Here is a 26,475-nt window from a genome sequence, read left to right as displayed (position 1 = left end):
ATTAATGTTACGACACCCAACTTATCTCATCCATGGAGATTTTGATGATTCACATATATTTGCTCATCAAGGAAAGTTCACTGGCATTATTGACTTTGGAGAGATTCAAGGAAATAGTCCACTATATGATCTAGGTCATTTTAAATTGCACGATGGGCATTATGGATTGGGGTTAGAAGACTTGGTATGGTGTACAACAGAACGTGGGGCAGATATCGTGAACACTCCGTTTGTTGACGATGACCAAATCCCAGCATGGGGTAAAGCTTATGTTGAAGCAAACCATAAGCATGGGCTTATGAACGGTCGGCAAGATAATCACTTTGTGCCAACGGGATTAACGACAAGAGCAGAAGCAACCGTCGTTCTTTTACGTCTATGGAAGCAGCTTCATCCATAACATCTACTATGAATATAAGAAATGGCGATGCAGGAATTAATTCCTGCATCGCCATTTCTTTATGTTCGGAAAAGCTGTAATATGAGAATCATAAAGAGAAAGGAGTTTCTTTATGATATTTACGGCAGAACTTATCTTTATGATTATTTCTGTACTTATGATGGGGATTGTTTTTTCCGTTTTGTACCGATTTAGACGAGAACCTGGCGTTCGCTATATGATGGGCGTGGTCATTTGTCGAATTATATTTGCCAGCAACGTTGTTCTAGAGACAAACAGCTTTTTATTGATGGAAAAGCTAATTTTTCGTAATATTCAGCAGACCGCGTTGCTTTTTATAGTGCCATTATTTATTGTATTTATATATGAGTTAACGGGATCCCGTAGAGTGATGAAGTGGTCATGGAAGCTTGCATTATTTGCAGTATTTATTTTATTTGCCATATTTATATGGCTTGATCCGTATATTCATGTCATCTATTACTCCGTTGAGTTATATGACGATCAATTAATTACAACAAGAACTATGTTTGCAACGGTGTTTAATTTGCTTTGCTACGGTGCATTAGCACTGAGCATGTACTTATTACTTAGATATATATGGGCAATACCGCATCATTTTCGCAAACCAGGAATGCTAGTAGTGTTGTTAGCCACATTGCCATTTCTGATGGAGCTGATGAAATTTGTTAATCCATTATGGTCACCATGGCTAAAACCACTATCTGTTTTTTGTGGGGTGACGGGTACGATCATGATGTTAATTGTATTGCGAACTAAATTTTTTTCAGTCGTGCCAATTGCGAAAACTATTGTATTTGACACGATTCAAGAAAGTATTTTAATAATAAATGCTGCGGGGAAAGTGATCGATAATAACAAAAAAGCCATTCAGTTTTTTTCGGAAATGGGTTATGCCGATTTTTATGGTCACTCGATTTCGGAGCTACTAGAGCGTTGGCCAGAGTGGCATCAATTATGTCAGTCTGCTCAACAGGGTAGTGTGGAAATTGATGTGTGGCAGGCAGGAGAACGGAAAATTTATCGTGTTAATGTATATCCGCTGCGGGTATTGCGCAATCAAAGCCAAGGAAGTGTGTCAGTAATCTTTGATATAACAGAGAAACAGGGACATTTGGAGAAGATTGCTCATCTGAATAAATTAAAGGATCAATTATTTACGATTGTTTCTCATGATATTCGAAGCCCACTAGCGATGCAATATCAATTAATAGAGCTGCTAGAGCATGATCTTGATCGCTTCGATGCGGGGCATCAGGAAATTATCGTTAAGCTGGGTGAGCAAATCCGAAATACACTTGGTATGTCTAACAATTTACTAGAATGGTTCCGCAGTCAACGAGAGAATATCGCACTCAGGCCACAACTGTTAGAGTTGCTAGAAGTTGTAGAGGAAAGTTGTCAATTACTACATATGAGTAGCGCAACAAAGCATTTGCGTATACATAATAGCATTCCTGTAGGTACTAGTGTGTTTGCCGATCGCGAAGCTATTGGATTAATTATAAGAAATCTACTATCCAATGCAATCAAATTCACTCAAGTGGGTGGTTCAATCGATATCCGTGCAGAGCAGTCTGGTGATATGGTCATTGTATCCGTTCGGGATAACGGAATTGGGATGGATATAGATCAGGCGGAGCAGCTTTTTGTAGCTAAGCAAATATATTCTTCTATCGGTACATTAGGTGAAAAAGGGGCAGGACTTGGACTGCTTGTTAGTAAACAATTTGTACAGCTAAGCGGGGGAACGATGTGGGTAGAGAGTGAGGTAGGGCAAGGAAGCAGCTTTTACTTTACGATAAGAAGCGGGGCAGAGCTATGAAGGTTGTTATAGTGGACGATGAGCCAATTATGCTGTTAGCTATGAAGCGAATGCTGTCTAGTATGGAAGAGGTCGAGCTTGTTGGCAGTTTTCAAAATGCTGCAGAAGCAAGTGAATTTATAGTTAAGCATCATGTCGATCTTGCATTTTTGGATATTCAAATTGCTCATGATGATGGTATTGAGCTAGCGCGCCATTTGCGCCTAACGCATCCAGATCTGGATATTGTATTTACAACGTCGCATTCAGATTATGCAATGGCAGCTTACGATGTATATCCTCTGGATTATATGGTGAAGCCAATTGGTCGGCAACGATTGACTCAAACGATTACTAGAGCAATTCAAAGACGGAGCTCGACCTCCAATGTTAGTAATCAGCTAGCGGATGCGAATAAGTCTAGGCTAAAGGTACGTACACTCGGCTGTTTGGAGACAAGCAGTGTGCAGCAGGGCATTGTAAAATGGAGCTCGAAAAAAAGCGAGGAGCTATTTGTCTATTTAATATTACATCGAGGTCAAAGTGTAGCGAAAATGCGGGTAATGGAAGACTTATTTCCAGATATGCCTTATAAAAATGGAGAAGTATATCTTCATACAGTCGTTTATCAACTAAGAAGAGCACTTAATCCTCATGGATTCAAAGAGATCCTAATATCAGGGCAGGAGCGGTATAGGATAGAGATGAGTCAACTAGACGTTGATTTTATTCAATTTGAGCAGGGTGTAGATCAGCTGACGAACATTAATGATGATAATGTTGCGAGTGCTATCGAACTAGAGAAGCAATCTTCGGGAGAGCTTTTTGAGGAGCAGTCGTTTGTATGGGCAGCGATGGAGCGGGAGAATATGAATGTGTTGTACCAAACGTTCGCTAATCATCTGGCCAACTGGCTAGTTGCGAGTGAACGATATGGAGAAGTAATCCAGATTGCACGAAAACTAGTTGCCCGTAATGAATTTGATGAACGATCGAATCAACTGCTACTTAAAACCCTTGGAGCAATGGGCGATAAGCAATCGTTCCATAACTACTATGAACGGTATGTACAGTTGTTGCAGAGCGAGCTAAATTTGCAGCCTTCGCCTGCAATACAGAGAATTTATCGTCAATATCGATAAGGAAAGTACACTGTTTTCTTCAGCAAAGGTATTAATTAAGAGTATACAATAGCTGTAACAACAAGGTCACCCTATTTGGTGACCTTGTTGTTACAGCTATTTACGATATGTTGAACTGTATGAAAGATAGAAAGCATATTCCAAAGGCCTACTATAAATTAAACTTTTATCTTTAAAATACTTCATATCTTCAAATATTTTTTTTTGTGGTTTCCCATTAAGTTCAATAATCCATAGCTTTCCTTGTTCATCTACTACAAAATCCACACTTAGTTCACCAAATGACCCCATATGAGTTTCTACTACTTGAGCGGCTTTTACACTTACCTCATTAAGAGAGTGGAGTATTTCTTTAATTTTCTCTTGAGAGAATAATCGTGGCAGAATTTCTATAACATCAGTAATCGTTTCACACATACTCGTATTAAAGTAATTTTCATAAGCGACCCTACTAGCTATAGTAGTAACGCCCCATTCCCCGTCCATACCTTTTTGAACAAGCACTCTAATATCAAAATACTGATCGTCAAGTTGACTTATACAAATACCTTGTTGAACCATGTATTTTCCTAATCCAAGAAGTCCATCTAATTTTACCCGAAGGTCTTCATTCTTTCTACAAATATATCTTGGCGCCAAACTGTGTAAAAAGATGTGTGTCTCTCCGTTATCCATTAATTCAATCCGATGTACAGACTTCCCTTGAAATCCGTAAGAAGGTTTAATATATATTAGTTTATACTTCTTTAATAGTTCAGTTATATTTACGTTGTTATATAAGAATGTGTCTGGTACGTAAGCGTTTATACTAGAATTCGTTAATAGGTTATATATATCCCATTTATTAAAAAAGTTAATATTGTTGAAACACTTGTTTTTACCAATCGCCTTCTCAAGACGTTGAATTGTTATTGGCTTTTTATTATAGCATCGGTTATAGACGGCATGAGGAAAAGGAAAGGATATTTGACTCCATATACCTTCTTTTAGCATAAGTCCAATAATACGTTGCTTTTTCCAAACAATATCTGCCGGAGTAAAGGCGTACAGTTGCATATTTAGATTATTATGACGTTGGTAAAGCTCCAAAATTCTTTTTCTGTTTTTTCTTGTACCTACCATAATACCTATTAATGGTGAGTTCTCCAATTTTGTCACTCCCTAGCCTTCGATCCGTTGTACTATTTATATGCTAGTGTAGAAATAATGAAAGGGACAAATACTTGGCGACACAGAAGTTTTGTAAATGATTTGTGCTCAAGCGCCTTTTTTGTAGGTTAATAGGTATATACATTGTTGTCTTCAAAATCTACTCATATGATGAATAACGCTTAATATAGGGAGATGATTAATATGGGAAGATGTAACTGTCCTCCTGGCCCTCCAGGACCGGAAGGGCCTCGAGGGCCTAGAGGTATTCCAGGATTACGAGGACCAACTGGAACTCAAGGACAACAAGGGGCAACAGGAACTCAAGGACCACAAGGCGTAACAGGAACACAGGGAGCAACAGGAGGTCAAGGAGCACAAGGACCAACAGGAACTCAAGGACCACAAGGCGNCCAACAGGAACTCAAGGACCACAAGGCGTAACAGGAACACAGGGAGCAACAGGAGGTCAAGGAGCACAAGGACCAACAGGAACTCAAGGACCACAAGGCGTAACAGGAACACAGGGAGCAACAGGAGGTCAAGGAGCACAAGGACCAACAGGAACTCAAGGACCACAAGGCGTAACAGGAACACAGGGAGCAACAGGCGCGACAGGACCAACGGGATCGGGCGGGTTAATTCCTTTTTCAACGGGGATCATACTCAGTGGTGCTACAGTTGTCTCAGCTGCTCCTATATTAATGGGGTTTGGTAGTCGCACTGTTGAAGTGATCGATGGTTCTGGTGAATCAACTAGTCCATCAGAAGCAGGCGGTTTTGCTTTTCCGATTCCCTTTGCAGGCACTATTCAAAATCTACAAATAAGTGCGGATTTATTAGTTGCTTCTGTTGTTTCAATAAATACGTTAGGTCTTCAATATGATTTTACAGTTTTCCGAGCACCTTCAGTTCCTAATGATGGGATCGATCATCTTTCTTCAGCTTACGTGACCACTCCGCTGACTAGCTCCGTTAGATTCGGATTTCCTAATAATATTATTACTGCAGGTACATTCCGTACGGCAACGAATATAAATGTCGCTGGGTTATTAGTAGTCGCTCCAGGTGATCGTATTGGTATTCGTATCAGGACGCTTGCGTCTACTGATCCCTCAGCAGCTGATGTTACACAATTGTCCTTTAGCGCTAGTCTGTCTTATACACCTTCTTAATAAGTCTATTGCATTGTATCCGACATAAATAAAGGGTACCTAATTGGGTACCCTTTATTACTTATGGAATTAAACTAAGCCATTGAACGCTTTTCTTGTGAGCTTCACGAATGAATATATGTGGATTAGCGTTCTTGTCGGCGTCTGTCGTGGGAAACAGCATAGGTAGCATGGCGGAAGTTGAGAATAGGATCATCACTCAATGCCATGCCCTCCGGAATGATGGTAGGATCCATGAACAGATCGAATGGCTCTTCGATAATATCTAATATATATAGCTGACCGATATCAATCCTCCGACGCTCTTCTGGCCAGGCTGTAGTGGGATCACTTGTGGAATCCTCTGGCTCGCCCAAAATTGCTATTAGATGAAAAACTACAGCTTCAGTTTCCAGCCTCTGCTTAAGTTCCTCTTCTAGGTAATCATCCGGTTGTTGTGCCGCATCTATAATAGACAATGTACGTACACTTTCAACTGGAACCCATTCGAATTTCACAGGATATGTATTTTCTTCTCGATCTATGAAAAAGTAAGCATGAATGCAGTAATACTGACATTCAGCGTAGCTAGCCGGTGGTAGTAGCTTTTTGACGGATAGCAGACTTTCTTTGCTTTCAGAGAAATGTGACATAATTTCTTGAATAAGGTCTAGTGGTCCTAGTGCACCATCTTGTGCTCGATGGACAGCTTGAATTATATCTAGAAATGACTCAGGTGTTCGTGCAAAAAATACTGGAATAGTTACCCCTACAAGATTCGTGATGCCACCGTCAGGAAGGAGGAATTGGACAGCCATTCCTTTAGCCGGGGATAGGAAATCAGCCACTGTCGGATCAGTGGAACTACCAGAGAAACGGACAAACGCATTTAATTCCTGTTCCTGTAGATGGGGTGCAGTAGTAAATGGCGTTGCTAGACCACTCGGACGGAAGACTGAACGACAACAAATGCCTTTGGCATGGGCACGACGATATCCGGAATGCACACCCGAGATGTTTTCAATCGCATCCACTGTTTGTGAAACCAAGTTTGATGGATCGGCGATTTCCTCCGCACGAGAATGGTCTGGATTGGAAGTGGTCATATGATATGCCTCCTATGTTTATATGAAATCACTTTCTGAGTATCTATCCACTTTATATCCATCAACGATTATCATTAAACCTGGCTTTAACCGACCCTAAATAGCCTATAACTATCATATAATAGCAAATAGATATTTTAATCTACAAATAATAGTGATAAACTATGATAAGGTTATAATTGATCCAGAAAAGATGTGTGATGATGTCACGCCTTGGCTTGCTATGGCGCCTACATCCTTTCTGCAAAATGTAGGGTATAAGGATGGTAAAAATGAGTAACAGACAAACTAAAACAGACGTTATTTTAATTGGTGCCGGAATCATGAGTGCTACTTTAGGGTCATTATTGAAAGAATTAGTACCAGAATGGGAAATTAAAGTGTTTGAAAAGCTTTCAGATGCAGGTGAGGAAAGCTCTAACGAATGGAATAATGCGGGAACAGGACATGCTGCACTGTGCGAACTTAACTATACCTCCGAGAAACCGGATGGATCAATAGACATTAGCAAGGCTATAAAAGTTAATGAACAATTTCAACTTTCAAGACAATTTTGGTCTTATCTTGTGGACAGCGGTCTGATCCGCAACCCGCAGGACTTTATTATGCCCTTACCTCACATTAGCTTAGTACAGGGTGATAAAGATGTTATATTTTTGAAAAAGCGTTTTGAAGCGTTATCATCTAACCCATTATTTCAAGGGATGGAATTTTCCACTGATCCTGAAAAGCTGATGGATTGGATTCCGCTTATTATGGAAGGTCGTCAATCGAATGAATCCATAGCGGCAACGAAAATCGACTCAGGTACAGATGTTAACTTCGGTGCTTTAACACGCATGATGTTTGACTACTTAAAGCATAAAAACATTCAAATAAACTATAAACATAGCGTTAGTGATATTAACCGTACGAGCGACGGCTTATGGGAATTGAAAGTACGTAATCTTGATAGCGGTACCGTTGAACGTCATACTGCAAAATTCGTCTTTATCGGCGGCGGCGGTGGAAGTCTACCCTTACTACAAAAAACGGGAATTCCTGAATCAAAGCATATCGGAGGATTTCCGGTAAGTGGACTATTTATGGTATGTAACAATCCAGATGTTGTAGCGCAGCATCATGCCAAGGTATATGGTAAAGCTAAGGTTGGCGCTCCTCCAATGTCTGTCCCGCATCTTGATACAAGATTTATCGATAGCAAAAAATCATTACTGTTTGGACCGTTTGCCGGATTTTCACCAAAGTTCTTAAAAACAGGTTCGATGTTTGATCTAATTGGTTCTGTAAAACCGAATAACGTCTTAACGATGTTAGCAGCGGGTGTCAAAGAAATGTCATTGACAAAATACTTGATCCAGCAAGTTTTGTTATCGAATGAAAAGCGTATGGAAGAGTTAAGAGAGTTTATCCCGAACGCGAAAAGCGAGGATTGGGGTATTGTAGTAGCAGGGCAGCGTGTACAGGTCATTAAAGATACTGAGGATGGTGGCAGAGGAACACTACAATTTGGTACGGAAGTTGTTAGTGCAAGCGATGGCTCAATTGCTGCATTACTGGGAGCTTCTCCAGGTGCTTCTACTGCGGTTCACGTCATGCTCGAAGTTTTGCATAAATGCTTCCCACAGCATATTAAAGAGTGGGAGCCGAAACTTAAAGAAATGATTCCCTCTTATGGCGAGTCACTTGTGGAAAACCGGGAACTTTTCAATCAAATCCATGCTTCAACAGCGGAAGCGCTTGGCTTAGCGGGAAAAAAACAAGTAAATACGAAATAATCTGTAGTGGTACGTACGTTGTATACGACCAAAAAGAGGATTTCGCACATGATGTGTGAAATCCTCTTTTTTATTTGTATTCCCATACTTATGAAGGAAACTCAGTTTTAGTAGGCGCTGCATAGCCTTCCGCGTACGTATTATCAATAATCGTTCTAATTTCTTGTAGTGATTTTCCTTCTTGCGTCATATTGATAGCATCAACCGCAATTTGTAAGCATACGCCGCAGCGTGTTCCGTGATCATCCCACACGATCGCGCCATTTGATTTAACCTCTTGAATAAAGCAATTTAGATTGCTTTCGTGTCCGACACTTTCACCGCAACCGCAATAGCATGGCATCCATTTTATAATTTCAGTAGACAGTCCAGCGGCCTCGTAAACTAGGCGGATCTGTTCGTTTTGTCCATCCAAAAAGGAAGGTAATATCGTTGCGGATGCAGTTTCTTCTTGTATATCTCCACTTACATGTAAATGCTCATTGGTTTCTTCATGTCCATTTTCATTAGTGTGTTCTTGATTATGTGCCCCGTTTTGCGAGCTACAAGCAGTAATAACAATAACTAACGTTAACAAAATGCTAATCTTCGTAAGAAAAGATCTCATTATTTCACCCCATCATCCTGAGTATATTTCATTATATTATAATGCTTCACTACTAGTCCAAGGTTGCGTTACGGACACTACCGTTTCTCCAGTTCTTATCGCTTGCTCAATTAGCATTCCGATATAATGATCTTGAGATGCTTCCGGAAGACCATAGAAGGATGGACCTCCTGTAGCATAATCTGCCATCTTGATAAGACAGGCTGCAATGGCAATCTCATCATCATACAATCTTGCTGGCATAAATGGATTTTCATACACCCATTGCTCGCCTGCCATAATTCCTTTAAGGAAATAACCTTCCGCATTTTCGTACTCGCCTTTATTGATCCGTTTTAGTTCCATTTGGATTTGCGTGCAAGCAGCGTCTTGGATGCTAATTCTATGATCGAAAATTTCTCCGCGTTCTCCTCTAATACATAAATGGTTAGAACGAGTCCATGAGCGATGTTGATCCTTTGTAAAATCGTAAATACCAAGCTTGCCGCCAAAATCTAACCAAGCAAGATCTCTCTCTGATTCAACTAATTTATCTTCCGTTGGAGGGCCACTTCGGTTAGGTCCAGCTACCCAATCGGAATGAAATCTCATACCCCTAATGCTCACATTCTCGAATTGTACGCCAAGCATTTTACGGATAAGGCTCACCGCATGATAAAATTGCGATATGGATACCGTCACTTGATTGACTTTTCCTAATTGACCTGATTGAATGACTGCAGCACGCGCTTCCTGGATCGGATGATATTGATATTGCTCAGCCACTTGAACTCGCGCACCTTGCAGGGTAAGTTTGTCATGCAGCATAATTAGTCCATCAAGATCAGGGGCAGGAGGAGTTTCCACTAATACAGGAATACCTCGCTGTGCTAGCTCTAGCATATAATGAATAGCTGCTGACGGGTTAACGGATAGAATAACGAAATCGGGCTGCTCCTTAAGTAATAGCTGATCTAACGTGCGATACGTATTGACATGCCATAATTGCTCCATAGATTTTCCTACCGCTTCATCACGAACGACCATTCCACTAACATGAAACTGCTCGGTTAGAGCGTGCGCAATTCTCAAAAAATATTGTGCACGGAATCCCCCACCACCTATAATGCTGAATTTAATAGGTTTACCCATGAAATATATCACCTCTTTCTTTATATGAAAGATAATTGGCTAAATATGTATATCAACGACAGTCAGTTTGCGTTTTAAATTGTGGTGATTAGCGTAATGCTTCCGCCTTTATATGAAAGGTCGAGGCGTGGGACTGATTGGCTTCAAGGTATTGGATACCTTGTCCAACGTTCATACCATTTACAGGTGCCATCCAAGGCTCAATGCAGACAAACGGTTTTCCTTGTAATGCCCATAGTACAATATACTGATAGATATTATCTGAGGTCATCGAAATTTTTAGTTGTCTAGTATGATCAATCATCTCACAAACATTAGATTGCAATTGATCATGAATGGTATTAGATTCGATTTGATTAAAGTTGAATTTATTGTGCGGCATACTATTCGGAATCAATTCTGTATAAGTAGAAGAAGGAATATTTAATTCTACATTATCTTTATCTTCAACATAGAAATAAGGGTGGTATCCTAAATAAAAGGGCATCACTTTATGATCGTCATTTTTCACGGTAGCCTTCACAGTTAAGCCGTCTTTCGTCAATGTGTACTGCATCGTCAAACTGAAATGGAAGGGGTATCTTACATATGTCTCTTCATTATGTACCATCTCAAGTGTGATGGAAGCACCATGTTCATCAGCGTGAGTATGAGTAACTTTACCGATAAGATTGCGCGCAAAGCCATGCTGCTTTAACTGATAAGCGACCCCGTCGTAATGGTATATCTCATCAACTAAGTAGCTGCTAATAGGAAATAAAATTGGATTTCCACCACGTACATTTTGTGATGGATTATCTAATGTTTCTTGATCCAAATAAAATATAGGTTGATTATGATGAACATATTTACTAATAATAGCTCCTCGTGTGGGAACTACTTCAATGTATGTGTCAGTAGTTGTATCCTCTAGAATGTACGTTTCAAATTGGTCTTGCCGCGTATAGTAATTGAACATAATAATCTCCTACCTCATCTATTGTATTTTTTTCTATTCTAAAACATGGTGTGAGGAGCGCTCTGAGAACAAATCGCTGTTCCGATCGCCTCTCCAAGAGCGATTAATTCTCTCTGCTATACATAAGTTGCGTTGTTTTAATAGTAACCAATTTTACTCCAGCAAACAATATAGTAGCGTTGAGATTGAAGAGGCCTTTAAACAGAGAAAAGACGTGTAATGGAATCCTTGATCATTCATAGCGACCAAGGATTGCAGTACACGTCCTATATTCACGAAAACATGCTGTAACAGAGCGTGCTCTAGCTTAACCTATCCCGCATAATCAATTGTTACTTGGAGATTGACTTGCTCTGATGATGCGCTGAATAATGATGGACACTTGCCTGTTCACGTTTCTCTATCCATCCCCGTATACTCTTGTGGACCAACATATAAGTTAACACTTTGGATGGAGACGATGGTGATCAGGGTGGATGCTGCTGCAACGAACATATAAGTTATTACACCCGCAGGTTTTTGCTTATGTGTACGGTTGAGACCGATAATAAATCCTAATGCACAACTAACAAATATCCTTAAAAGCCACTCGTAATCGCCTAACCATGAGGTTAATAGCTTATCTGCCAACAACACGAGTTATTCCCTTCCTTCGTCAACATGAATGAAAGCTGTAGTCAAGGATCCAGTTTAACCCCTCATGTCTTGTATTTTTTGATTCATAATGCGATAGCTGTCTTCAATCTGTTCTTTCTTGCATGGTGCACGAAGCTCGTAAACTTTGATTTGTGCTGCTTCTATGACGGGAAGAAACACATCAAAGTCATGTAAATTCTCGCTATGAATATAAGGACACCAGTGATCGACAATACCTACCGTTTCATGGATATGGACCCCAAGCACTTTATCCTTTAATTGTTGAATTTCAGTCGAGCTATCATATAGTCCCATTCTTTCCATCATCGTTCCGTGTCCGATATCGAACCAGATACCTAGAGGGGCACCATTCAGATCGGTAATCATTTGATTGGCTTCTTGTAGAGTAGATATTTGATTGCAACGAGATCTTGTTTCAATTCCGATCTGAATGCCTAAGTTTTTTTGTTCAATATAATTACAAACCTCTTCTAAGCCTTCGGTTATTCGTTGAACATGGATCGGTGCTAGCTCGTTACGGCGCGTAATCATTTCATCCCAGAGCGCTTGATATGCAGGTGAATCCTTACCTTCTTCTATCCAGATCTTTTTCAAAACGGCATCAATATTATAGTCAAATGGAACCTCACCAGGATGAACGACTACTGCTTTCGCCCCGAATTTGGCTGCGTAATCAACAGAGTTTTTGAGAAGGTCAACTGCCTTTGCTCTTTTATCAAGATCATCAAAGCCAAGCATTACCGAATCGGTATCGTAATCTCGGTCAGCAATAAACGGAAATACATTATGAACACTTGAAATAGTGATCTCATTCTGTTCAATCATAGGAACAATGGTTGCGAGTAATTCCTCTGTTACATTGTAGTTTAACTCTACTTGATTGAAGCCCAATTCCTTAATTTCTGTAATAATATCTCTACCTACTGTATGTCTTCTTAAGTTCCACATTGTGGAGAAAGAATAGCCTTCTTTTATCATTATGTCCACCCCATTATGATCTAGTATTGAATAAGAGGAAGGGAGCATGGTTTACCCATTCTCCCTCGCTGTAACTATTAATTGTTTTTTGCGTACGCTTCTTCGTATTCTTTAATAATTGTAGATCCACCACGTTGTAGCCAAGTATCGACTTCAGCTCTCCATTGGTCCTCAGTAACGTAAATCTAGAGATGATGAGAGTGTCGTAATTGTTCAACTTCTACGCCGGCTAGCATCATAATTCCAATTCCATGATTGTCATTGACAACGGTCCGCAAATCGTACATGTAATAATCAGGGGCGAAAGAGTATCTTGAGCCACTACATACGCCAAAGACATTTCCCTGACGAGTGATAGCGTGCTTAGTTAGTGCTTCCCATCCTTGATAAACTGCGGCAGTATACTCCACCGCATGTTGGTCTAACCAGCCCATACGAATTCCCCTTGCAATGGCATATACAAACATAGCTGTACATGAAGCTTCCTCATAGCTAGTAGACTCATTCAACACCTGATGCCATAATCCATTCACACCTTGCAGGAATGTAACCCCTTTCACGAATGTTCTGAAAAATGCAGTAAGCTCACTATAATCTGGATGTGAGGCAGGCAGTTTCTCTAATAACTCTGACAAGGAGAATAAAACCCATCCATTGCCGCGTCCCCAGGGAACTCTAGTTGCTTGATTATATTTAAAATCATAGACATGTGACATAATGGATTGGTCTTCCATGAACAGATACTTTCGATACAATAGAAATTGCCTTGCAGCTTCATCAAGTGCTTCTTTCTTTCCTAATAATTGCGCATAACGTATTAAAAATGGCGTGCTCATATACAAATCATCTGCCCACATCGTATTAGCAGAATAATCACCTTCACATGTACGGAAGAAGGCTCCATCTTCTTTTCTTTCCAACTTATTGAGCATGAAATCAGCAATGACATGAGCGATGTCTGCGAATGTTTGGTCGCCTGTTATGGAATAAGCCTCAAGCATGGCTGAACCAAAGGATCCACAATTATCCAACATTTTCATAAGGACTAGCTGATGATTAACGGACGGGAAGCCATATTGCTTAAAATCCCATAAGGAATATTCGTACAAATCTGTACAGCTTCTAATATGCTTTAACGCATATTCCGTAATATCTGCACGATCTAGCTGTTTACCTGTGCGTAGCAAGCCATACATGGTCACACCAAGCGGGTAATCCCATCGTCCAAAATTGCTCATATTGCCCACAGTCCATTTGCTACTTAACATTGCGTTTTCATAATAAGGTCTAACAAACGTATTTGGTAAATCGACATTCCAAAAACGAACATCGTCATGATGTTTGACTAGTGAGCTCATAACGAAAGGGCTATTATCGAGAGCAGGGACCCCACTCGATAATGGTCCAGCGTATATCCATGATTCATGATAGCCATGTATAGATACTGGTGGGCTTAATTCTAATGTAGTGCCGTTAGCACTTACGCTAAGCTGGAATCCCCAATGCTCACTACCACTTGCTGACCAAACTTTAATATGATGTTTACCTTGCTTACTACTGACATCTACGTCTAACGTATAGTTTCCAGCATCATCAACATTGACAATAACTTCATCACCAAGCCAGACAATTGTAGAGCCATTCGTTCGAAGCTCAATTGAAAGTGAATGGACATGGGTAGGAATAATAACTGTCGTAAGTCCGTAAGCTGCCACATTATGCGCAAAGCTATATATTCTTTCAAGATTGGCTAATGATTGTTCAGATGGAGTCCATTCGGTTCGCGGAAACCATTGCAATTCAGTAGTGGACTCAGGCTCGTTCCATTGAGGAAACTGCTCATTACGATCCCCGTATAGAGAATGTTGGCAAGGCTCTGATATACTCCAACCTGCTTGACCAGCTCGATTAGAAAAGGGAGCTAATACTTGTAAAATACGCACTTTACCCTCTTCTGCTCCGAATCTACATCCAAATCCAGCGGGTGTTTTACGAGCTTCGATCATAATGACATTCCATCCCTTAAGTAATAAAAGAGGGATGCTCATTCTTCCATCTGGCTTTAACTCTTCAATAACGGAGGAACGATACAACCGTTGCTCATTCAGATATAAGGAAGTAGGACCAAGCGGCTCAATAACTCCGTCAATCGAACGTTCTTCGTCGCTCCATACTAAGCACAAAGCATAGGCATAGCTACCATTTGCACTTGCTGAATATGTATCTGTAAAATCAAGTAGATATAAGCCTTCGTCGTTTTGCAATATGCCTGAAGCTGAAAAAGCACGATAGACGAAAGGGATTGCTGGATTTGCACCAATATAGCGATTAGCGACAACCTCCAAAACATGTTGGTCTTCCGCACCAAAGCTATAATAGGCACTTTCTTTCTCATCAATATTCAATGTAGTCACGCACCTTCCATCTCATCATTACATTATTAAAAAAATACTGAAAAAACAAAGGTTAAGCGCTTACCTTCCTATTGTAAGAGGAATTCTTTCGTTCTGCAATATAAATATTTCATATTTAGCGATGATTTTTATTGTAGTGGAGTATTCCTTCTTTAAGTAACGAATTAAATTAATCTTCTCTTGCAGAGAAAGATAGAGTATATTGACTAGAATAAGGTATCATTTAAGATTGGATATAAATAGTGATTATACACAGTGTGAACTGTAACATATGTATATGAGGGGTAATAACATGAAAATTACGATATATGATGTAGCGGAAAAAGCAGGTGTTTCTATTGCTACGGTTTCTAAAGTTATTAATGACACAGGGCGTATTAGTGAGAAAACAAGAAAAAAAGTATTAAAGATTATGGAAGATCTAGAGTATCAACCTAGCGCTGTTGCCTCTGCACTTTCAGGTAAAAGCACCTTTACGATCGGTTTGACACTTCCCGATCTAGCCAATCCATATTTCGCAGAAATTGCTAGAGCAATTGAGGATCGTGGGAGAGAATATGGTTTCAATGTATTGATGTGCAGTACAGATAATGATGCCCGTAAGGAAGAAGAATATTACCGGCTATTTATGAAAAAACGTGTAGACGGCATCATTATGGTTTCCAGGGAAAAGCAGGATACTATGGTCAAAAAAATATTAAATGAAAAGGTCCCGTTGGTTATGATATCTAGAGAAATCTTTTCGGTTCCTGTTACTTCAGTAATGGTGGATGATTATTATGGAGGATTTCAAGCGGGCTCCCATTTACTGAAGCAAGATCACCAAAAGATCGCAGTTATTACGGAAAATCTCAAGGAACTGGGTAGTAAGGAACGGTTACGCGGATGTACCGATGCGATGAAAGAAGCAAAGCTAGAGATGCTTCCAGAATATATAGTAGAAGGTGGTTACACTGTCGAAAGTGGAAAGAAGGCAACGAAGAGGTTACTACAGCAGCAAGATCCTCCAACAGCGATATTTGCTTGTAATGATATTCTTGCTATAGGGGCGATTCAAGCTGTACGTGAATTAGGTTTACAGGTTCCAAAGGACATTTCGGTGATTGGCTACGATAATACAATTCTCGCTACAATTGTCGATCCGCCATTAACGACGATTGCTCAGCCTATTCAAGACATTGGTGAACGTTCGGTGGCGATATTAGTTCAACAGATTCAAAGTGGAGAAAATGTGAGACAGCGTGTAGTATTAATGCCAGATTTGATTATCCGTTCTTCGACTAGTAAGTTAAATGAATAAGAAGTAAGTAAACTATTTTTCCTAATGTGATAGCTTGGTGATTACTTTATGACCAAACTAATTATGAACTGGGGGAAGTAGTTTTTTTGTTGACTTTTCAAAGATTGCAGGTATAATTCGCATTATAGGGTAAGCGCTTACCTTTATCTTTCCTTTTTAATCAATATCAAAAATGTGTCGTTATCGAAGTTGTATGAACAATAGGAGATAACGCTTAATTGTGAGGTGCTAATATGGAAACGGTACGATTGACGATGGCGCAGGCTTTAGTGCGATTTTTAGATCAACAATATGTTGAGCTTGATGGTGTAGAAAGCAAGTTTTTTCAAGGGGTCATGGGTATATTCGGACATGGTAATGTAACTGGAATAGGTCAGGCGCTTGAACAAAATAAAGAGGGATTAGTATTAATTCAAGGGAAAAATGAGCAAGGTATGGCACATGCAGCAATTGCCTTTGCTAAGCAAAAAAATAGATTAGCAACATATGCTTGTACTTCTTCCATTGGTCCTGGGGCACTCAATATGGTTACTGCAGCAGCAGTTGCTACCGTTAATCGCATCCCGCTCTTGTTATTACCAGGGGATATCTTTGCAAGCCGATTACCTGATCCTGTCTTACAGCAAATTGAATATCCAATGGATTATACTATTTCCGCCAATGATGCTTTTAAGCCAGTAAGTAAGTTCTGGGATCGGATTAGCCGACCGGAGCAATTGATTCCTTCTGCATTGCATGCGATACGAGTATTAGTTGATCCTGCAGAAACGGGAGCGGTAACGTTAAGTCTACCTCAGGATGTTCAATGTGAAGCATATGATTATTCACAATCGTTTTTTGAAAAAAGGGTTCATCGCATAGCTCGTCAGCAACCGGCTCCAATAGCCATTCAGGAAGCAGCTCAACTCTTAGCAGATGCTAAGAAACCAATCATTATTGCAGGTGGTGGCGTCCACTATTCACAAGCAATTCCAGAACTTTTGCAGTTATCTGAACATTGTCATATTCCAGTTGTGGAAACACAAGCAGGCAAAAGCGCAATGTCATGGCTTCACCCGATGTCTTTCGGAGGGGTAGGAGTAACTGGAACTGAACCAGCTAATATACTTGCTGCTGAGGCAGATCTAATCATTGCGGTTGGTACGAGATTAGCGGACTTTTCAACATCTTCTAAAACTGCCTTCGCTAATCCTAATGTGAAATTTATTAATATTAACGTTTCTAATATGGATGCTTATAAAACAACGGGTGGACAAATTGTAGCCGATGCCAAGATCGCGCTGCAACAGCTACTTGTCGCTATGCAAGCGATGTCCTATCAATCAGCCTATTCCATAGAGCAGCTTCAGCAACTTAAGCAAGCATGGGATGAAGAAGTGAATCGCTTGTATGAAGTAGACTCAGAGCTTGGTTTGGTTCAAACTAGCGTTTTGGGTGAGATTAATAATTTTATCGGTGAAAAGGATGTTATCGTATGTGCTGCTGGAAGTATGCCCGGTGATTTACATCGTATGTGGCGTACAACAGCTCCGAAAACCTATCATTTAGAGTATGGATTCTCCTGTATGGGCTATGAGGTTAGTGGTGCATTTGGTGTGAAGCTTGCAGAACCAGAACATGAGGTATACGCACTTGTTGGGGATGGAAGCTACTTAATGCTACACTCAGAACTTCTAACTAGTATTCAAGAAGGAAAGAAAATTACCATTCTATTATTAGATAATCATGGTTTTCAATGTATACACAACTTGCAAAGAGAGAACGGTAGTGGAAGTTTTGGCAACGAATTTCGAGTTAGAGATGAGCAAGGCCAGTTGAGCGGTCCATATATGGATATTGATTTTGCAGCTCATGCCCGAAGTATGGGGGCCAATGCGTATTCTGTTACTTCAAAGGAAGAATTAAGGGACGCATTAAAGCTCGCAAAGCAACAAACAAAGACAACTTTAATTTCGATTCCTGTACTACCAGGAACAAATACATCGGGTTACCATTCCTGGTGGCAGGTGGGAGTTGCTGAAGTATCAACGCAACCAGCTGTGCAAGCTCGCTATGAGGGTTATATAGAAAAAGTACAGTTAATCAAACCATTGTCATAACTCAGTTAGAAGCATATTCGCCGGTGTTACACAAAAGTTTAGTTTAAGCTTTCGAAGTAACTTTTTTTTGCTTAGAAGCATATCCACCGGTGTTACAAAAAAGTTTTAGGAGGGCATATATGACGATTCGTCTAGGTGTTTCTGCTATAAATTGGGTCAATGAGGATATTTTATCGTTGGGTGATCACTATACAGCCGATGAAGTGCTTAATGAAATGTCTAGCTTAGGCTTTGAAGGGACAGAGTTTTGTCGTAAGTTTCCACAAGACGTAACGGCATTACAACCATTACTAGCGAAATACAATATGGTAATGTCTTCCCAGTGGAATTCTGTACATTTTAGTGATGCTTCAAGGGTAGAAGAAGAGTTAGCCAAATATAAGCAAAAGGTAGATTTTCTATCAGCGATGGGATGTAAGCATGTTGTTACTTGTGAAAGTGGCAATACCTTTGAGGATTTAACGCAAAATAAAGTGACGATTGATGAGCTAACGGATGAGCAATGGTCTTCATTAATTGATGGCTTACATCGAGCAGGACAATATTGCAAGGACAAGGGAATGAAGCTGGTGTACCATTTCCATGGGGAAACTGTAATCGAGAAGCCAGCTCAAATCGATCGTTTGATGTCGTCCACTAATCCTGACCTTGTCCATCTCTTATATGATACAGGTCATGCTTATTATGGGGGATATGATCCGTTAGTTTTGTTAAACAGACACTATAATCGTATTGCTTATATTCATTTGAAGGATATACGGGAAGCTCAATTACAGGAGCTTATTGCATCGGGGCTACGCTTTAGAACAGGAGTGCAAAATGGAGTATTTACTGTACCTGGAGAAGGCTGTATTGATTTTGCACCAATTATTAAGGAATTATTAGATCGTCGATATGATGGTTGGATTATTATTGAAGCGGAGCAGGATCCAGCTATAGCGAACCCGGTTGTATACGCTGAAAAAGGACTGTTGTATTTGAAATCACTGGGTTTGATTAAAGCTTAGAACTTAAAGTTTTAAGTAGAGATTTGAAAGCACTTACATGGATTTGCTATATATCGATAAAGTGAGGGTCATTTTATGCCGAAGATGGGAATTGGAATCATTGGAGTAGGCAGAATTGGGAAATTACACGCAGAGAAAATGCTACACAATTCTAAAGTTCAGTTACTAGGTATTTCAGATGTGTTCATGAACGAGGAATTAGTAGAATGGAGCAAACCGTTCAACCTATCGATCATGACCAATAGTTACTTGGAATTAATTCAAGATCCGCGAATTGAAGCTATTTTCATATGCTCACCTACCAATACACATATTGAAATTATTAAAGCAGCAGTGGCAAGTGGCAAGCATATTTTTTGTGAGAAGCCTATTAGCTTTAACTATCAAGAGACTAAGGAAATTATGGAGTTAGTGGAGCAGGCAGGGGTAGTATTTCAAGTGGGCTTTAATCGTAGATTCGATCATAATTTCCAAAAAGTACGAGATCTAATGAGCTCGGAAACGATTGGGCAACCACATCTAATTAAAATAACTTCGAGAGATCCGCAGCCACCTCCAGCAAGCTACATACTCGCATCCGGTGGACTGTTTATGGATATGAGCATCCATGATTTTGATATGGCACGGTATATAACGGGCAGTGAGGTTGAGACCGTATATGCGGAGGGCGCTGTACTCGTTGATCAAGAAATTGGTGAGCTTGGCGATATTGATACCGCTATTATTACGTTGCGTTTTGCTAATGGTGCTTTGGGTGTTATTGATAATAGTAGAAAAGCTGTATATGGATATGATCAGCGTGTCGAAATATTTGGCGAAAAGGGAAACATTAGTGTAGAGAATGATGTTCCAACGACAGTAAAGGTAAGCACAGAGGAAGCTATTACAACGGATCACCCTAAGTATTTCTTCTTGGACCGTTATATCGAGTCTTATGAAACGGAAGTCAATTATTTTGTAGAGAGTATACTCGGCGATCTTCCGCCACTTGTGTCCGCTTATGATGGTTATCAAGCCGAGCGCATAGCTTTTGCAGCCAAACAGTCATTGCTTCAAGGTCGATTAGTTCGATTGGAAGAAATACAGTAGGAGGATTACGCTATGGGAAAATTAAAGATTTCATCAAATTATAATGAGAGTTCTGGGCAATGTGTAGACATTACACCACAATCAGCCAATTGGAAATATGTTGGTTTTGAAGTTATCGCATTACAAGCAGGCCAACAAACAATACAAGAAACATTGGAAAATGAAGTCGTTGTCGTTGTATTAACAGGCATCGTATCGGTTAAAACGAATCAACATCAATGGAGTAGCATAGGAAAACGAATGAATGTATTTGAAAAGATTGCACCGTATGCGATTTATATACCAGCGCATGAAACAGTTGAAATTGTTGCCGAGACGGAAGCTGAGCTTGCTTTCTGTAAAGCTCCTGGTCAGGGAAACTATGAAGCACGTCTAATTACACCAGCTAATATTGATGCAGAGGTTAGAGGAGAAGGACATACTGAGCGATTAATTCATCATATTCTGCCAGAATCTAAGTCAGCAGATAGCCTGCTAGTTGTTGAAGTATTTACACCGCAAGGACATTGGTCCAGCTATCCTCCGCATAAGCACGATGAGCTTCGTTTGCCAGAGGAATCTTATTTGGAAGAGACCTATTATCATAAAGTATCACCTGAGCATGGATTTGCTATTCAACGCGTGTACACTGATGATCGTGAGCTAGATGAAACGATGGTCGTTGCAAATAATGATGTTGTACTTGTACCGAAAGGTTATCACCCTGTATGTGCTCCACCAGGCTACGAAGTATATTACTTAAATGTAATGGCAGGACCGGTGCGAAGCTGGAAATTCACCAATGATAAGGATCATGAGTGGATTTCCGATTCTTGGAATAAGGACAAATAGGAGGAGAGTGACAGGTGATGCTTTCATTTGATAAAACGAAGTCAGTTGATTTAATAGCACTAGGTAGATTATGTATCGATCTTAACGCGAATGAGATCAACAGACCTATGGAAGAAACGATTAGCTTTACCAAATATGTAGGTGGTTCTCCCGCTAATATTACGATTGCCGCAGCTAAGCTAGGATTGAAAACAGGATTTATTGGTCGTATCTCTGATGATCAGCATGGTCGTTTTATTAGAAATTACTTGGAAGAACGTCAGATTGATACGCAAAATGTGATCGTGGATCGTTCCGGTACAGTGACTGGCTTAGCGTTCACAGAAATTAAGTCTCCTACGGAATGCAGCATACTTATGTATCGTGATAATGTAGCTGATCTTAAGCTAGAGCCAGATGATATTAACGAGGCGTTTATTGCAAGCAGCAAAGCGATCTTAATCTCGGGCACCGCCTTAGCGCAAAGTCCATCACGGGAAGCTGCACTGAAAGCTGTTGAACTTGCCAAAATGAATAATGTTGTCGTTATGTTCGACATTGATTATAGACCGTATACTTGGACATCAACGGAGGAAGCTGGCATTTATGCTAGCTTAATTTCTGAAAAAAGCGATGTTATTTTTGGTGGACGTGATGAATTTAAGCTGCTTGAACATATGCTTAATCGACATGAAGCGACAGATGACCAGATAGCAAAGCGCTGGCTAGATAAGGGAACGCAATTGGTTGTGATCAAGCATGGTGGAGACGGGTCGGTAGTTTACACGCAAGCTGGGGATCAATATACGGGAACCATATTCCCAGCACAGGTTGTAAAAACATTTGGAGCGGGAGATTCATTTGCAGGTGCATTTATTTATGGCTTAATGACGGGACAATCCATTCCAACTTGCCAACAATGGGGTGCAGCAGCGGCATCGATTGTAGTTTCCAGTCATAGTTGCTCAGATGCCATGCCAACACTCGAACAAATTAAAGCGGTTATAGATAAGTAAAGAGCTAGAAGGGAGCAATGAGATATGCAATCCATTATTCAAATTCAAAATTATATTGGCGGCCAATGGGTAGCTTCAGCTACGGAAAGAATAGAGGAGGTACCTAATCCCGCGACTGGAGAAACAATAGCACTAGTACCTCATTCAACAAAGGAGGAAGTAAGGCAGGCTATTCAAGTAGCAAGTAGCGCTTTCCCAATGTGGAAAAATACAGCCGTTCCTCGACGTTCTAAAATACTTTTCAAATATCAACAATTGTTAGTTGAGCATTGGGATGAGCTAGCCAAACTGATTACGATTGAAAATGGTAAAAGCTATGGTGAAGCTTATGGAGAAGTACAACGTGGTATTGAGTGTGTTGAGTTTGCGGCAGGAGCACCAACGTTAATGATGGGAAGTGTATTACCTGATATTGCAACTGGCTTAGAGTCTGCTATGTATCGCTATCCTCTCGGAGTTGTGGGGGGAATCACTCCATTCAACTTCCCTATGATGGTTCCTTGCTGGATGTTCCCAATTGCCATTGCATGTGGTAATACTTTTGTACTAAAGCCTTCAGAAAGAACGCCGATTCTGGCAGGTAAGCTTGCAGAGCTTATGACCGAAGCGGGATTACCTGCAGGCGTTCTCAATATCGTACATGGTTCACACGATGTTGTGAATGAATTGCTGGAGAATGAAACGGTAAGTGCAATTTCCTTTGTGGGCTCACAGCCAGTGGCCGAGTATGTATACAAAACTGCAGCGGCTCATGGGAAAAGAGTTCAAGCTTTAGCGGGTGCAAAAAATCATTCCATCGTATTACCTGATGCGAATCTTGAGCTAACGGTGAAAGAAATTATTAATGCTTCCTTTGGTTCGGCAGGTGAGCGTTGTATGGCGACTTCAGTGGTCGTTGCTGTTGGTGATGTAGCAGAACCACTAATTGCTAAGCTAGTAGAAGCAGCTTCACAACTATCTATGGGTGATGGAAGTGAAAGTAATTATTTCTTAGGGCCTGTTATTCGTCAAAGCCATAAGGAGAGAACTGTTAGTTATATCGAAAGTGCAGAGCAGGAGGGTGCAACTCTACTATTAGATGGCAGAGAAGCTGCTAAGCAGTATTCGAAAGGGTATTTCATTGGTCCAACAATCTTTGACCATGTAACTAGTGAGATGAAAATTTGGCAAGATGAAGTGTTTGCGCCTGTGTTATCTATCGTTAGAGTAGATACACTTGAAGATGCTATCGCATTGTCTAATCAATCTGAATTTGCGAATGGCGGTGTTCTGTATACGGATAGCGCGAAGGCCATTCGTTACTATCGCGATCATATTGATGCGGGAATGCTAGGTATTAATGTTGGTGTCCCAGCTCCAATGGCATTCTTCCCATTCTCAGGATATAAGAAATCTTTCTACGGTGATTTACATGCAAATGGTAAAGATGGCGTAGAGTTTTACACTAGAAAAAAAGTGGTAGTGGCTAGATATTAATGTAGATCGAAGAAAGTTTATACCAATGCATAACAGACTAGGTTAATATACCGCTTGCTTTGGTATATTAACCTAATCATTTTAGAAGTTCTGAGATTCTATTCATTTGTTTGAATTCAGCAGGTACTGGTAAAAAGTTACTTGCTTTTTTGTATGCGGAAATAGCTGTAGACATATTTTACTAATTATGTTAATATCCAATTAACATATAACCAACATTGGATATGTAAGATTGAGCAAAGAAAGGGATCGAGCTTTTTGACAAATCTAATTATTCTAGCACTACTACGCGATAGACCGATGCACGGCTATGAAATACAGCAAATTATACAACTAAGTCATATGGATGAATGGGCTAATTTACTGTCAGGCTCCATTTATTATGCACTTAATAAACTCGAAAAGGATAAATTGATCCGTACAGAAGCAGAGGAGCGTCAAGGTGCTCGGCTTCGTAAAATTTATGCTATTACAGAGGAGGGAGAGCAACTATTTCAAACCTTGGTGCGTGAATCATTAACATTAACCCCGCATTCGGTGAAGTCAGATTTCACGGTAAGTTTGAACTGGATTGAAATACTTTCGAAAGAAGAAGCTATTACTTTATTGGAGAAAAACCTACAGCAAGTCGAAGACAATTTAGCGAACTGGGAAACCGGGAAGTTATTAAAAGGTGAGCATGGATTATCACTATTTGCGATAGCTTCATTCGATAATGCGATCGCTATATTGGAGCAAGATATTAAATTTATTAAGCAAATCATTTCAATTTTAGAGCAGTAATCAAATCGTCGACATCCATCGACGTTTTCTTTTAATCAAATACCCAACATTGGATAAACAATATTGGATAAAGGGGAGTAGTATATGAGCAAATTGATTGAGGTTAACAATATCGTAAAAAAATATGGTAATCGGACAGTTGTGAATGGTATTAGCTTAACTATTAATCAGGGTGAGGTCATCGCGATTATTGGTCCAAACGGCGCGGGGAAATCAACGACATTAGACATTATTCTAGGACTTAAGCAGGCAACTCAAGGTTCAGTTACTTATTGGAAGGAGCAGGCAGCCCAACATATTGGTGTACAGCTACAAACCATGCCATTCTTTGCAGGTTTTACAGCATTAGAAAATATGAGAATGTTTTCTGCTTTCTATCAATTGAAATTAAAAGATAATCAATTGTATTCCTACTTAGAAAGATGTGGTATTGGAGCTTCTGCCAAAGTAGAAGCTACCAAACTTTCTGGTGGACAGCAGAAAAGATTATCTATTGCGCTAACATTAATGCATCATCCGCAGTTGCTTTTCCTTGATGAGCCAACGGCGGCACTTGATCCTAGGGCACGCAAAGAGATAAGAGAACTTATCCAATCACTATCTGCTACAGGAACAACGATCGTATTTACTTCTCACGATATGGAAGAAGTAAGTAAAGTAGCTTCTAAAATTATAATGATTCATAATGGCGAAATTGTTGCTGAAGGTACTGAAGAGTTGTTGTTGAAACAGCACGAAGTAGCGCATTTAGAACAGCTTTACCTTAATTTAACAGAGGCGTAAATTTAGAATAAAGGGGATTTTTTATGTTAACAATTATTCGAACAATGTTAATTGGTGTATTGCGTGATATTCATACGATCGTGTGGACAATTCTTTTTCCAATTGTGATGCTAGTTGGACTTGGATTATATATAGATAATGAGTTGTACTCAGCTCGATTATTAGCTGGCGTATTAGCGACAAATGTCTTGTTTGCTACAACAATGGTGACGGCCTTTTATATTATGGCACATCGTAACAGAGGGATTTATAAACTTCTTCAAGTAACGCCATTCTCAACGTTGAAGTTTCTACTTTCTATTACTGCGGTAAGAGGAATTATGATTGCAATTATTAGTATTAAACTAATGATCATAGGATGGTTAGTTTTTCATGTATCGTTATCACTTTACAGTATCGTTGGAATTAGTATAGCGCTATTGTTAGCAACGATATGCTTTAATTCAATTGGTATAATAGCGGCTAATTTATCTAAAGATGAAAGTAATGTAAATATGATATCCAATTTAATTAGTTTTCCAATGCTACTAACAAGTGAAGCCTTTTACAGTTTAGATCAAGCGCCAGTATGGGTACAATGGTTAGGTCATATTCAACCTCTATATTATTTTGTAGACGCATTAAATGCTGCTATTAATGGGAAGGAGAGCTTAAATGAATTTTGTTTAGCTTTAGTCATATTGTTAGGGTTCACAATTGTATGTATAGGAATGGCCGTGAAAACATTTCGTTCAGATGCTAATGAACCTATTCTGAGAAACTAATTTCTTTTTTGAAATTGAGTTAAGTGTAAAGTAATTCTGTTCAAAAAGT

The 26,475-nt window shown here is 39.9% G+C and carries 23 protein-coding genes; 15 read left to right on the top strand and 8 right to left on the bottom strand.

Features of this window, described 5'->3' with window-relative positions; translation table 11 throughout:
- Window positions 1-4 precede the first annotated feature (4 nt).
- The 3 genes from AC1TO5_RS16135 to AC1TO5_RS16125 all read left to right on the top strand — a co-directional run bounded on the left by AC1TO5_RS16135 (window position 5) and on the right by AC1TO5_RS16125 (window position 3,367).
- Window positions 5-400, top strand: coding sequence for an S-layer homology domain-containing protein (locus AC1TO5_RS16135; RefSeq protein ID WP_482063855.1), 396 nt, complete (start codon window positions 5-7; stop codon window positions 398-400).
- A gap of 112 nt (window positions 401-512) precedes the next feature.
- Complete coding sequence (locus AC1TO5_RS16130) at window positions 513-2,246, top strand: sensor histidine kinase (protein ID WP_482063854.1); 1,734 nt, start codon at window positions 513-515, stop codon at window positions 2,244-2,246.
- Window positions 2,243-3,367, top strand: a complete 1,125-nt coding sequence (locus AC1TO5_RS16125) for a response regulator (protein WP_482063853.1) — start codon at window positions 2,243-2,245, stop codon at window positions 3,365-3,367. The genes AC1TO5_RS16130 and AC1TO5_RS16125 overlap by 4 nt, the downstream gene beginning before the upstream one ends.
- Window positions 3,368-3,463: 96 nt before the next feature.
- Here the strand turns inward: AC1TO5_RS16125 and AC1TO5_RS16120 are convergent, their stop codons facing one another.
- Window positions 3,464-4,525: a YheC/YheD family endospore coat-associated protein gene (locus AC1TO5_RS16120; RefSeq protein ID WP_482063852.1), complete on the bottom strand. Its 1,062-nt coding sequence runs from the start codon at window positions 4,523-4,525 to the stop codon at window positions 3,464-3,466.
- A 695-nt stretch (window positions 4,526-5,220) separates the two neighbouring features.
- Here AC1TO5_RS16120 and AC1TO5_RS16115 point away from each other — a divergent pair.
- Window positions 5,221-5,691, top strand: a complete 471-nt coding sequence (locus AC1TO5_RS16115) for a hypothetical protein (RefSeq protein ID WP_482063851.1) — start codon at window positions 5,221-5,223, stop codon at window positions 5,689-5,691.
- Window positions 5,692-5,816: 125 nt separating this feature from the next.
- On the opposite strand, the gene AC1TO5_RS16110 is transcribed toward AC1TO5_RS16115, so the two are convergent.
- Window positions 5,817-6,776 carry a catalase gene (locus tag AC1TO5_RS16110; RefSeq protein ID WP_482063850.1) on the bottom strand — a complete coding sequence of 320 codons (960 nt, stop codon included), beginning with the start codon at window positions 6,774-6,776 and terminating at the stop codon, window positions 5,817-5,819.
- 272 nt (window positions 6,777-7,048) lie between these two features.
- On the opposite strand from AC1TO5_RS16110, the gene AC1TO5_RS16105 reads away from it, so the two are divergent.
- Complete coding sequence (locus AC1TO5_RS16105; protein WP_482063849.1) at window positions 7,049-8,554, top strand: malate:quinone oxidoreductase; 1,506 nt, start codon at window positions 7,049-7,051, stop codon at window positions 8,552-8,554.
- Window positions 8,555-8,642: 88 nt separating this feature from the next.
- On the opposite strand, the gene AC1TO5_RS16100 is transcribed toward AC1TO5_RS16105, so the two are convergent.
- The 6 genes from AC1TO5_RS16100 to AC1TO5_RS16075 form a co-directional block, all read right to left on the bottom strand.
- Window positions 8,643-9,161 carry a PCYCGC motif-containing (lipo)protein gene (locus tag AC1TO5_RS16100; protein ID WP_482063848.1) on the bottom strand — a complete coding sequence of 173 codons (519 nt, stop codon included), beginning with the start codon at window positions 9,159-9,161 and terminating at the stop codon, window positions 8,643-8,645.
- Between the two features lie 36 nt (window positions 9,162-9,197).
- Complete coding sequence (locus AC1TO5_RS16095; RefSeq protein WP_482063847.1) at window positions 9,198-10,292, bottom strand: Gfo/Idh/MocA family protein; 1,095 nt, start codon at window positions 10,290-10,292, stop codon at window positions 9,198-9,200.
- An 88-nt stretch (window positions 10,293-10,380) separates the two neighbouring features.
- Window positions 10,381-11,250, bottom strand: a complete 870-nt coding sequence (locus AC1TO5_RS16090) for an aldose epimerase family protein (RefSeq protein ID WP_482063846.1) — start codon at window positions 11,248-11,250, stop codon at window positions 10,381-10,383.
- A gap of 390 nt (window positions 11,251-11,640) precedes the next feature.
- Complete coding sequence (locus tag AC1TO5_RS16085) at window positions 11,641-11,886, bottom strand: MgtC/SapB family protein (RefSeq protein WP_482063845.1); 246 nt, start codon at window positions 11,884-11,886, stop codon at window positions 11,641-11,643.
- Between the two features lie 54 nt (window positions 11,887-11,940).
- Window positions 11,941-12,885, bottom strand: a complete 945-nt coding sequence (locus AC1TO5_RS16080) for a sugar phosphate isomerase/epimerase family protein (protein WP_482063844.1) — start codon at window positions 12,883-12,885, stop codon at window positions 11,941-11,943.
- Between the two features lie 185 nt (window positions 12,886-13,070).
- Window positions 13,071-15,299 (bottom strand): glycoside hydrolase family 88/105 protein, encoded by a 2,229-nt coding sequence (locus tag AC1TO5_RS16075; protein ID WP_482063843.1) that lies wholly within the window; start codon window positions 15,297-15,299, stop codon window positions 13,071-13,073.
- Window positions 15,300-15,591: 292 nt separating this feature from the next.
- Between AC1TO5_RS16075 and AC1TO5_RS16070 the strand changes: the two genes are divergently transcribed.
- The 10 genes from AC1TO5_RS16070 to AC1TO5_RS16025 all read left to right on the top strand — a co-directional run bounded on the left by AC1TO5_RS16070 (window position 15,592) and on the right by AC1TO5_RS16025 (window position 26,426).
- Entirely contained in the window at window positions 15,592-16,599 is a 1,008-nt protein-coding gene (locus AC1TO5_RS16070) for a LacI family DNA-binding transcriptional regulator (protein ID WP_482063842.1), read from the top strand.
- A gap of 233 nt (window positions 16,600-16,832) precedes the next feature.
- Window positions 16,833-18,698: a 3D-(3,5/4)-trihydroxycyclohexane-1,2-dione acylhydrolase (decyclizing) gene (gene iolD / locus AC1TO5_RS16065; protein WP_482063841.1), complete on the top strand. Its 1,866-nt coding sequence runs from the start codon at window positions 16,833-16,835 to the stop codon at window positions 18,696-18,698.
- A gap of 119 nt (window positions 18,699-18,817) precedes the next feature.
- Window positions 18,818-19,705, top strand: a complete 888-nt coding sequence (gene iolE / locus AC1TO5_RS16060; RefSeq protein ID WP_482063840.1) for a myo-inosose-2 dehydratase — start codon at window positions 18,818-18,820, stop codon at window positions 19,703-19,705.
- A 75-nt stretch (window positions 19,706-19,780) separates the two neighbouring features.
- Complete coding sequence (gene iolG, locus AC1TO5_RS16055; RefSeq protein ID WP_482063839.1) at window positions 19,781-20,794, top strand: inositol 2-dehydrogenase; 1,014 nt, start codon at window positions 19,781-19,783, stop codon at window positions 20,792-20,794.
- A 12-nt stretch (window positions 20,795-20,806) separates the two neighbouring features.
- Complete coding sequence (gene iolB / locus AC1TO5_RS16050) at window positions 20,807-21,625, top strand: 5-deoxy-glucuronate isomerase (protein WP_482063838.1); 819 nt, start codon at window positions 20,807-20,809, stop codon at window positions 21,623-21,625.
- 17 nt (window positions 21,626-21,642) lie between these two features.
- Entirely contained in the window at window positions 21,643-22,620 is a 978-nt protein-coding gene (gene iolC, locus AC1TO5_RS16045) for a 5-dehydro-2-deoxygluconokinase (RefSeq protein ID WP_482063979.1), read from the top strand.
- Window positions 22,621-22,644: 24 nt separating this feature from the next.
- The gene (locus tag AC1TO5_RS16040) at window positions 22,645-24,096 is read left to right on the top strand and encodes a CoA-acylating methylmalonate-semialdehyde dehydrogenase (RefSeq protein WP_482063837.1); all 1,452 of its coding nucleotides are present in this window, start codon (window positions 22,645-22,647) and stop codon (window positions 24,094-24,096) included.
- A gap of 258 nt (window positions 24,097-24,354) precedes the next feature.
- Window positions 24,355-24,879, top strand: a complete 525-nt coding sequence (locus tag AC1TO5_RS16035) for a PadR family transcriptional regulator (RefSeq protein ID WP_482063836.1) — start codon at window positions 24,355-24,357, stop codon at window positions 24,877-24,879.
- An 84-nt stretch (window positions 24,880-24,963) separates the two neighbouring features.
- The gene (locus tag AC1TO5_RS16030) at window positions 24,964-25,662 is read left to right on the top strand and encodes an ABC transporter ATP-binding protein (RefSeq protein WP_482063835.1); all 699 of its coding nucleotides are present in this window, start codon (window positions 24,964-24,966) and stop codon (window positions 25,660-25,662) included.
- 23 nt (window positions 25,663-25,685) lie between these two features.
- Window positions 25,686-26,426 (top strand): ABC transporter permease, encoded by a 741-nt coding sequence (locus tag AC1TO5_RS16025; RefSeq protein ID WP_482063834.1) that lies wholly within the window; start codon window positions 25,686-25,688, stop codon window positions 26,424-26,426.
- Window positions 26,427-26,475: the final 49 nt, after the last annotated feature.

This window comes from Paenibacillus sp. Y930 (assembly GCF_056786375.1).
This window is presented reverse-complemented; position numbering and strand designations above follow the sequence as displayed.

What these genes read in the sequence shown, in the direction of transcription:
- AC1TO5_RS16135 (WP_482063855.1), top strand. Translation starts at nt 5, where the DNA reads ATGTTACGACACCCAACTTATCTCATCCATGGAGATTTTGATGATTCA.
- AC1TO5_RS16130 (WP_482063854.1), top strand. Translation starts at nt 513, where the DNA reads ATGATATTTACGGCAGAACTTATCTTTATGATTATTTCTGTACTTATG.
- AC1TO5_RS16125 (WP_482063853.1), top strand. Translation starts at nt 2,243, where the DNA reads ATGAAGGTTGTTATAGTGGACGATGAGCCAATTATGCTGTTAGCTATG.
- AC1TO5_RS16115 (WP_482063851.1), top strand. Translation starts at nt 5,221, where the DNA reads ATGGGGTTTGGTAGTCGCACTGTTGAAGTGATCGATGGTTCTGGTGAA.
- AC1TO5_RS16110 (WP_482063850.1), bottom strand. Translation starts at nt 6,776, where the DNA reads ATGACCACTTCCAATCCAGACCATTCTCGTGCGGAGGAAATCGCCGAT.
- AC1TO5_RS16105 (WP_482063849.1), top strand. Translation starts at nt 7,049, where the DNA reads ATGAGTAACAGACAAACTAAAACAGACGTTATTTTAATTGGTGCCGGA.
- AC1TO5_RS16100 (WP_482063848.1), bottom strand. Translation starts at nt 9,161, where the DNA reads ATGAGATCTTTTCTTACGAAGATTAGCATTTTGTTAACGTTAGTTATT.
- AC1TO5_RS16095 (WP_482063847.1), bottom strand. Translation starts at nt 10,292, where the DNA reads ATGGGTAAACCTATTAAATTCAGCATTATAGGTGGTGGGGGATTCCGT.
- AC1TO5_RS16090 (WP_482063846.1), bottom strand. Translation starts at nt 11,250, where the DNA reads ATGTTCAATTACTATACGCGGCAAGACCAATTTGAAACGTACATTCTA.
- AC1TO5_RS16080 (WP_482063844.1), bottom strand. Translation starts at nt 12,885, where the DNA reads ATGATAAAAGAAGGCTATTCTTTCTCCACAATGTGGAACTTAAGAAGA.
- AC1TO5_RS16070 (WP_482063842.1), top strand. Translation starts at nt 15,592, where the DNA reads ATGAAAATTACGATATATGATGTAGCGGAAAAAGCAGGTGTTTCTATT.
- iolD (WP_482063841.1), top strand. Translation starts at nt 16,833, where the DNA reads ATGGAAACGGTACGATTGACGATGGCGCAGGCTTTAGTGCGATTTTTA.
- iolE (WP_482063840.1), top strand. Translation starts at nt 18,818, where the DNA reads ATGACGATTCGTCTAGGTGTTTCTGCTATAAATTGGGTCAATGAGGAT.
- iolG (WP_482063839.1), top strand. Translation starts at nt 19,781, where the DNA reads ATGCCGAAGATGGGAATTGGAATCATTGGAGTAGGCAGAATTGGGAAA.
- iolB (WP_482063838.1), top strand. Translation starts at nt 20,807, where the DNA reads ATGGGAAAATTAAAGATTTCATCAAATTATAATGAGAGTTCTGGGCAA.
- iolC (WP_482063979.1), top strand. Translation starts at nt 21,643, where the DNA reads ATGCTTTCATTTGATAAAACGAAGTCAGTTGATTTAATAGCACTAGGT.
- AC1TO5_RS16040 (WP_482063837.1), top strand. Translation starts at nt 22,645, where the DNA reads ATGCAATCCATTATTCAAATTCAAAATTATATTGGCGGCCAATGGGTA.
- AC1TO5_RS16030 (WP_482063835.1), top strand. Translation starts at nt 24,964, where the DNA reads ATGAGCAAATTGATTGAGGTTAACAATATCGTAAAAAAATATGGTAAT.
- AC1TO5_RS16025 (WP_482063834.1), top strand. Translation starts at nt 25,686, where the DNA reads ATGTTAACAATTATTCGAACAATGTTAATTGGTGTATTGCGTGATATT.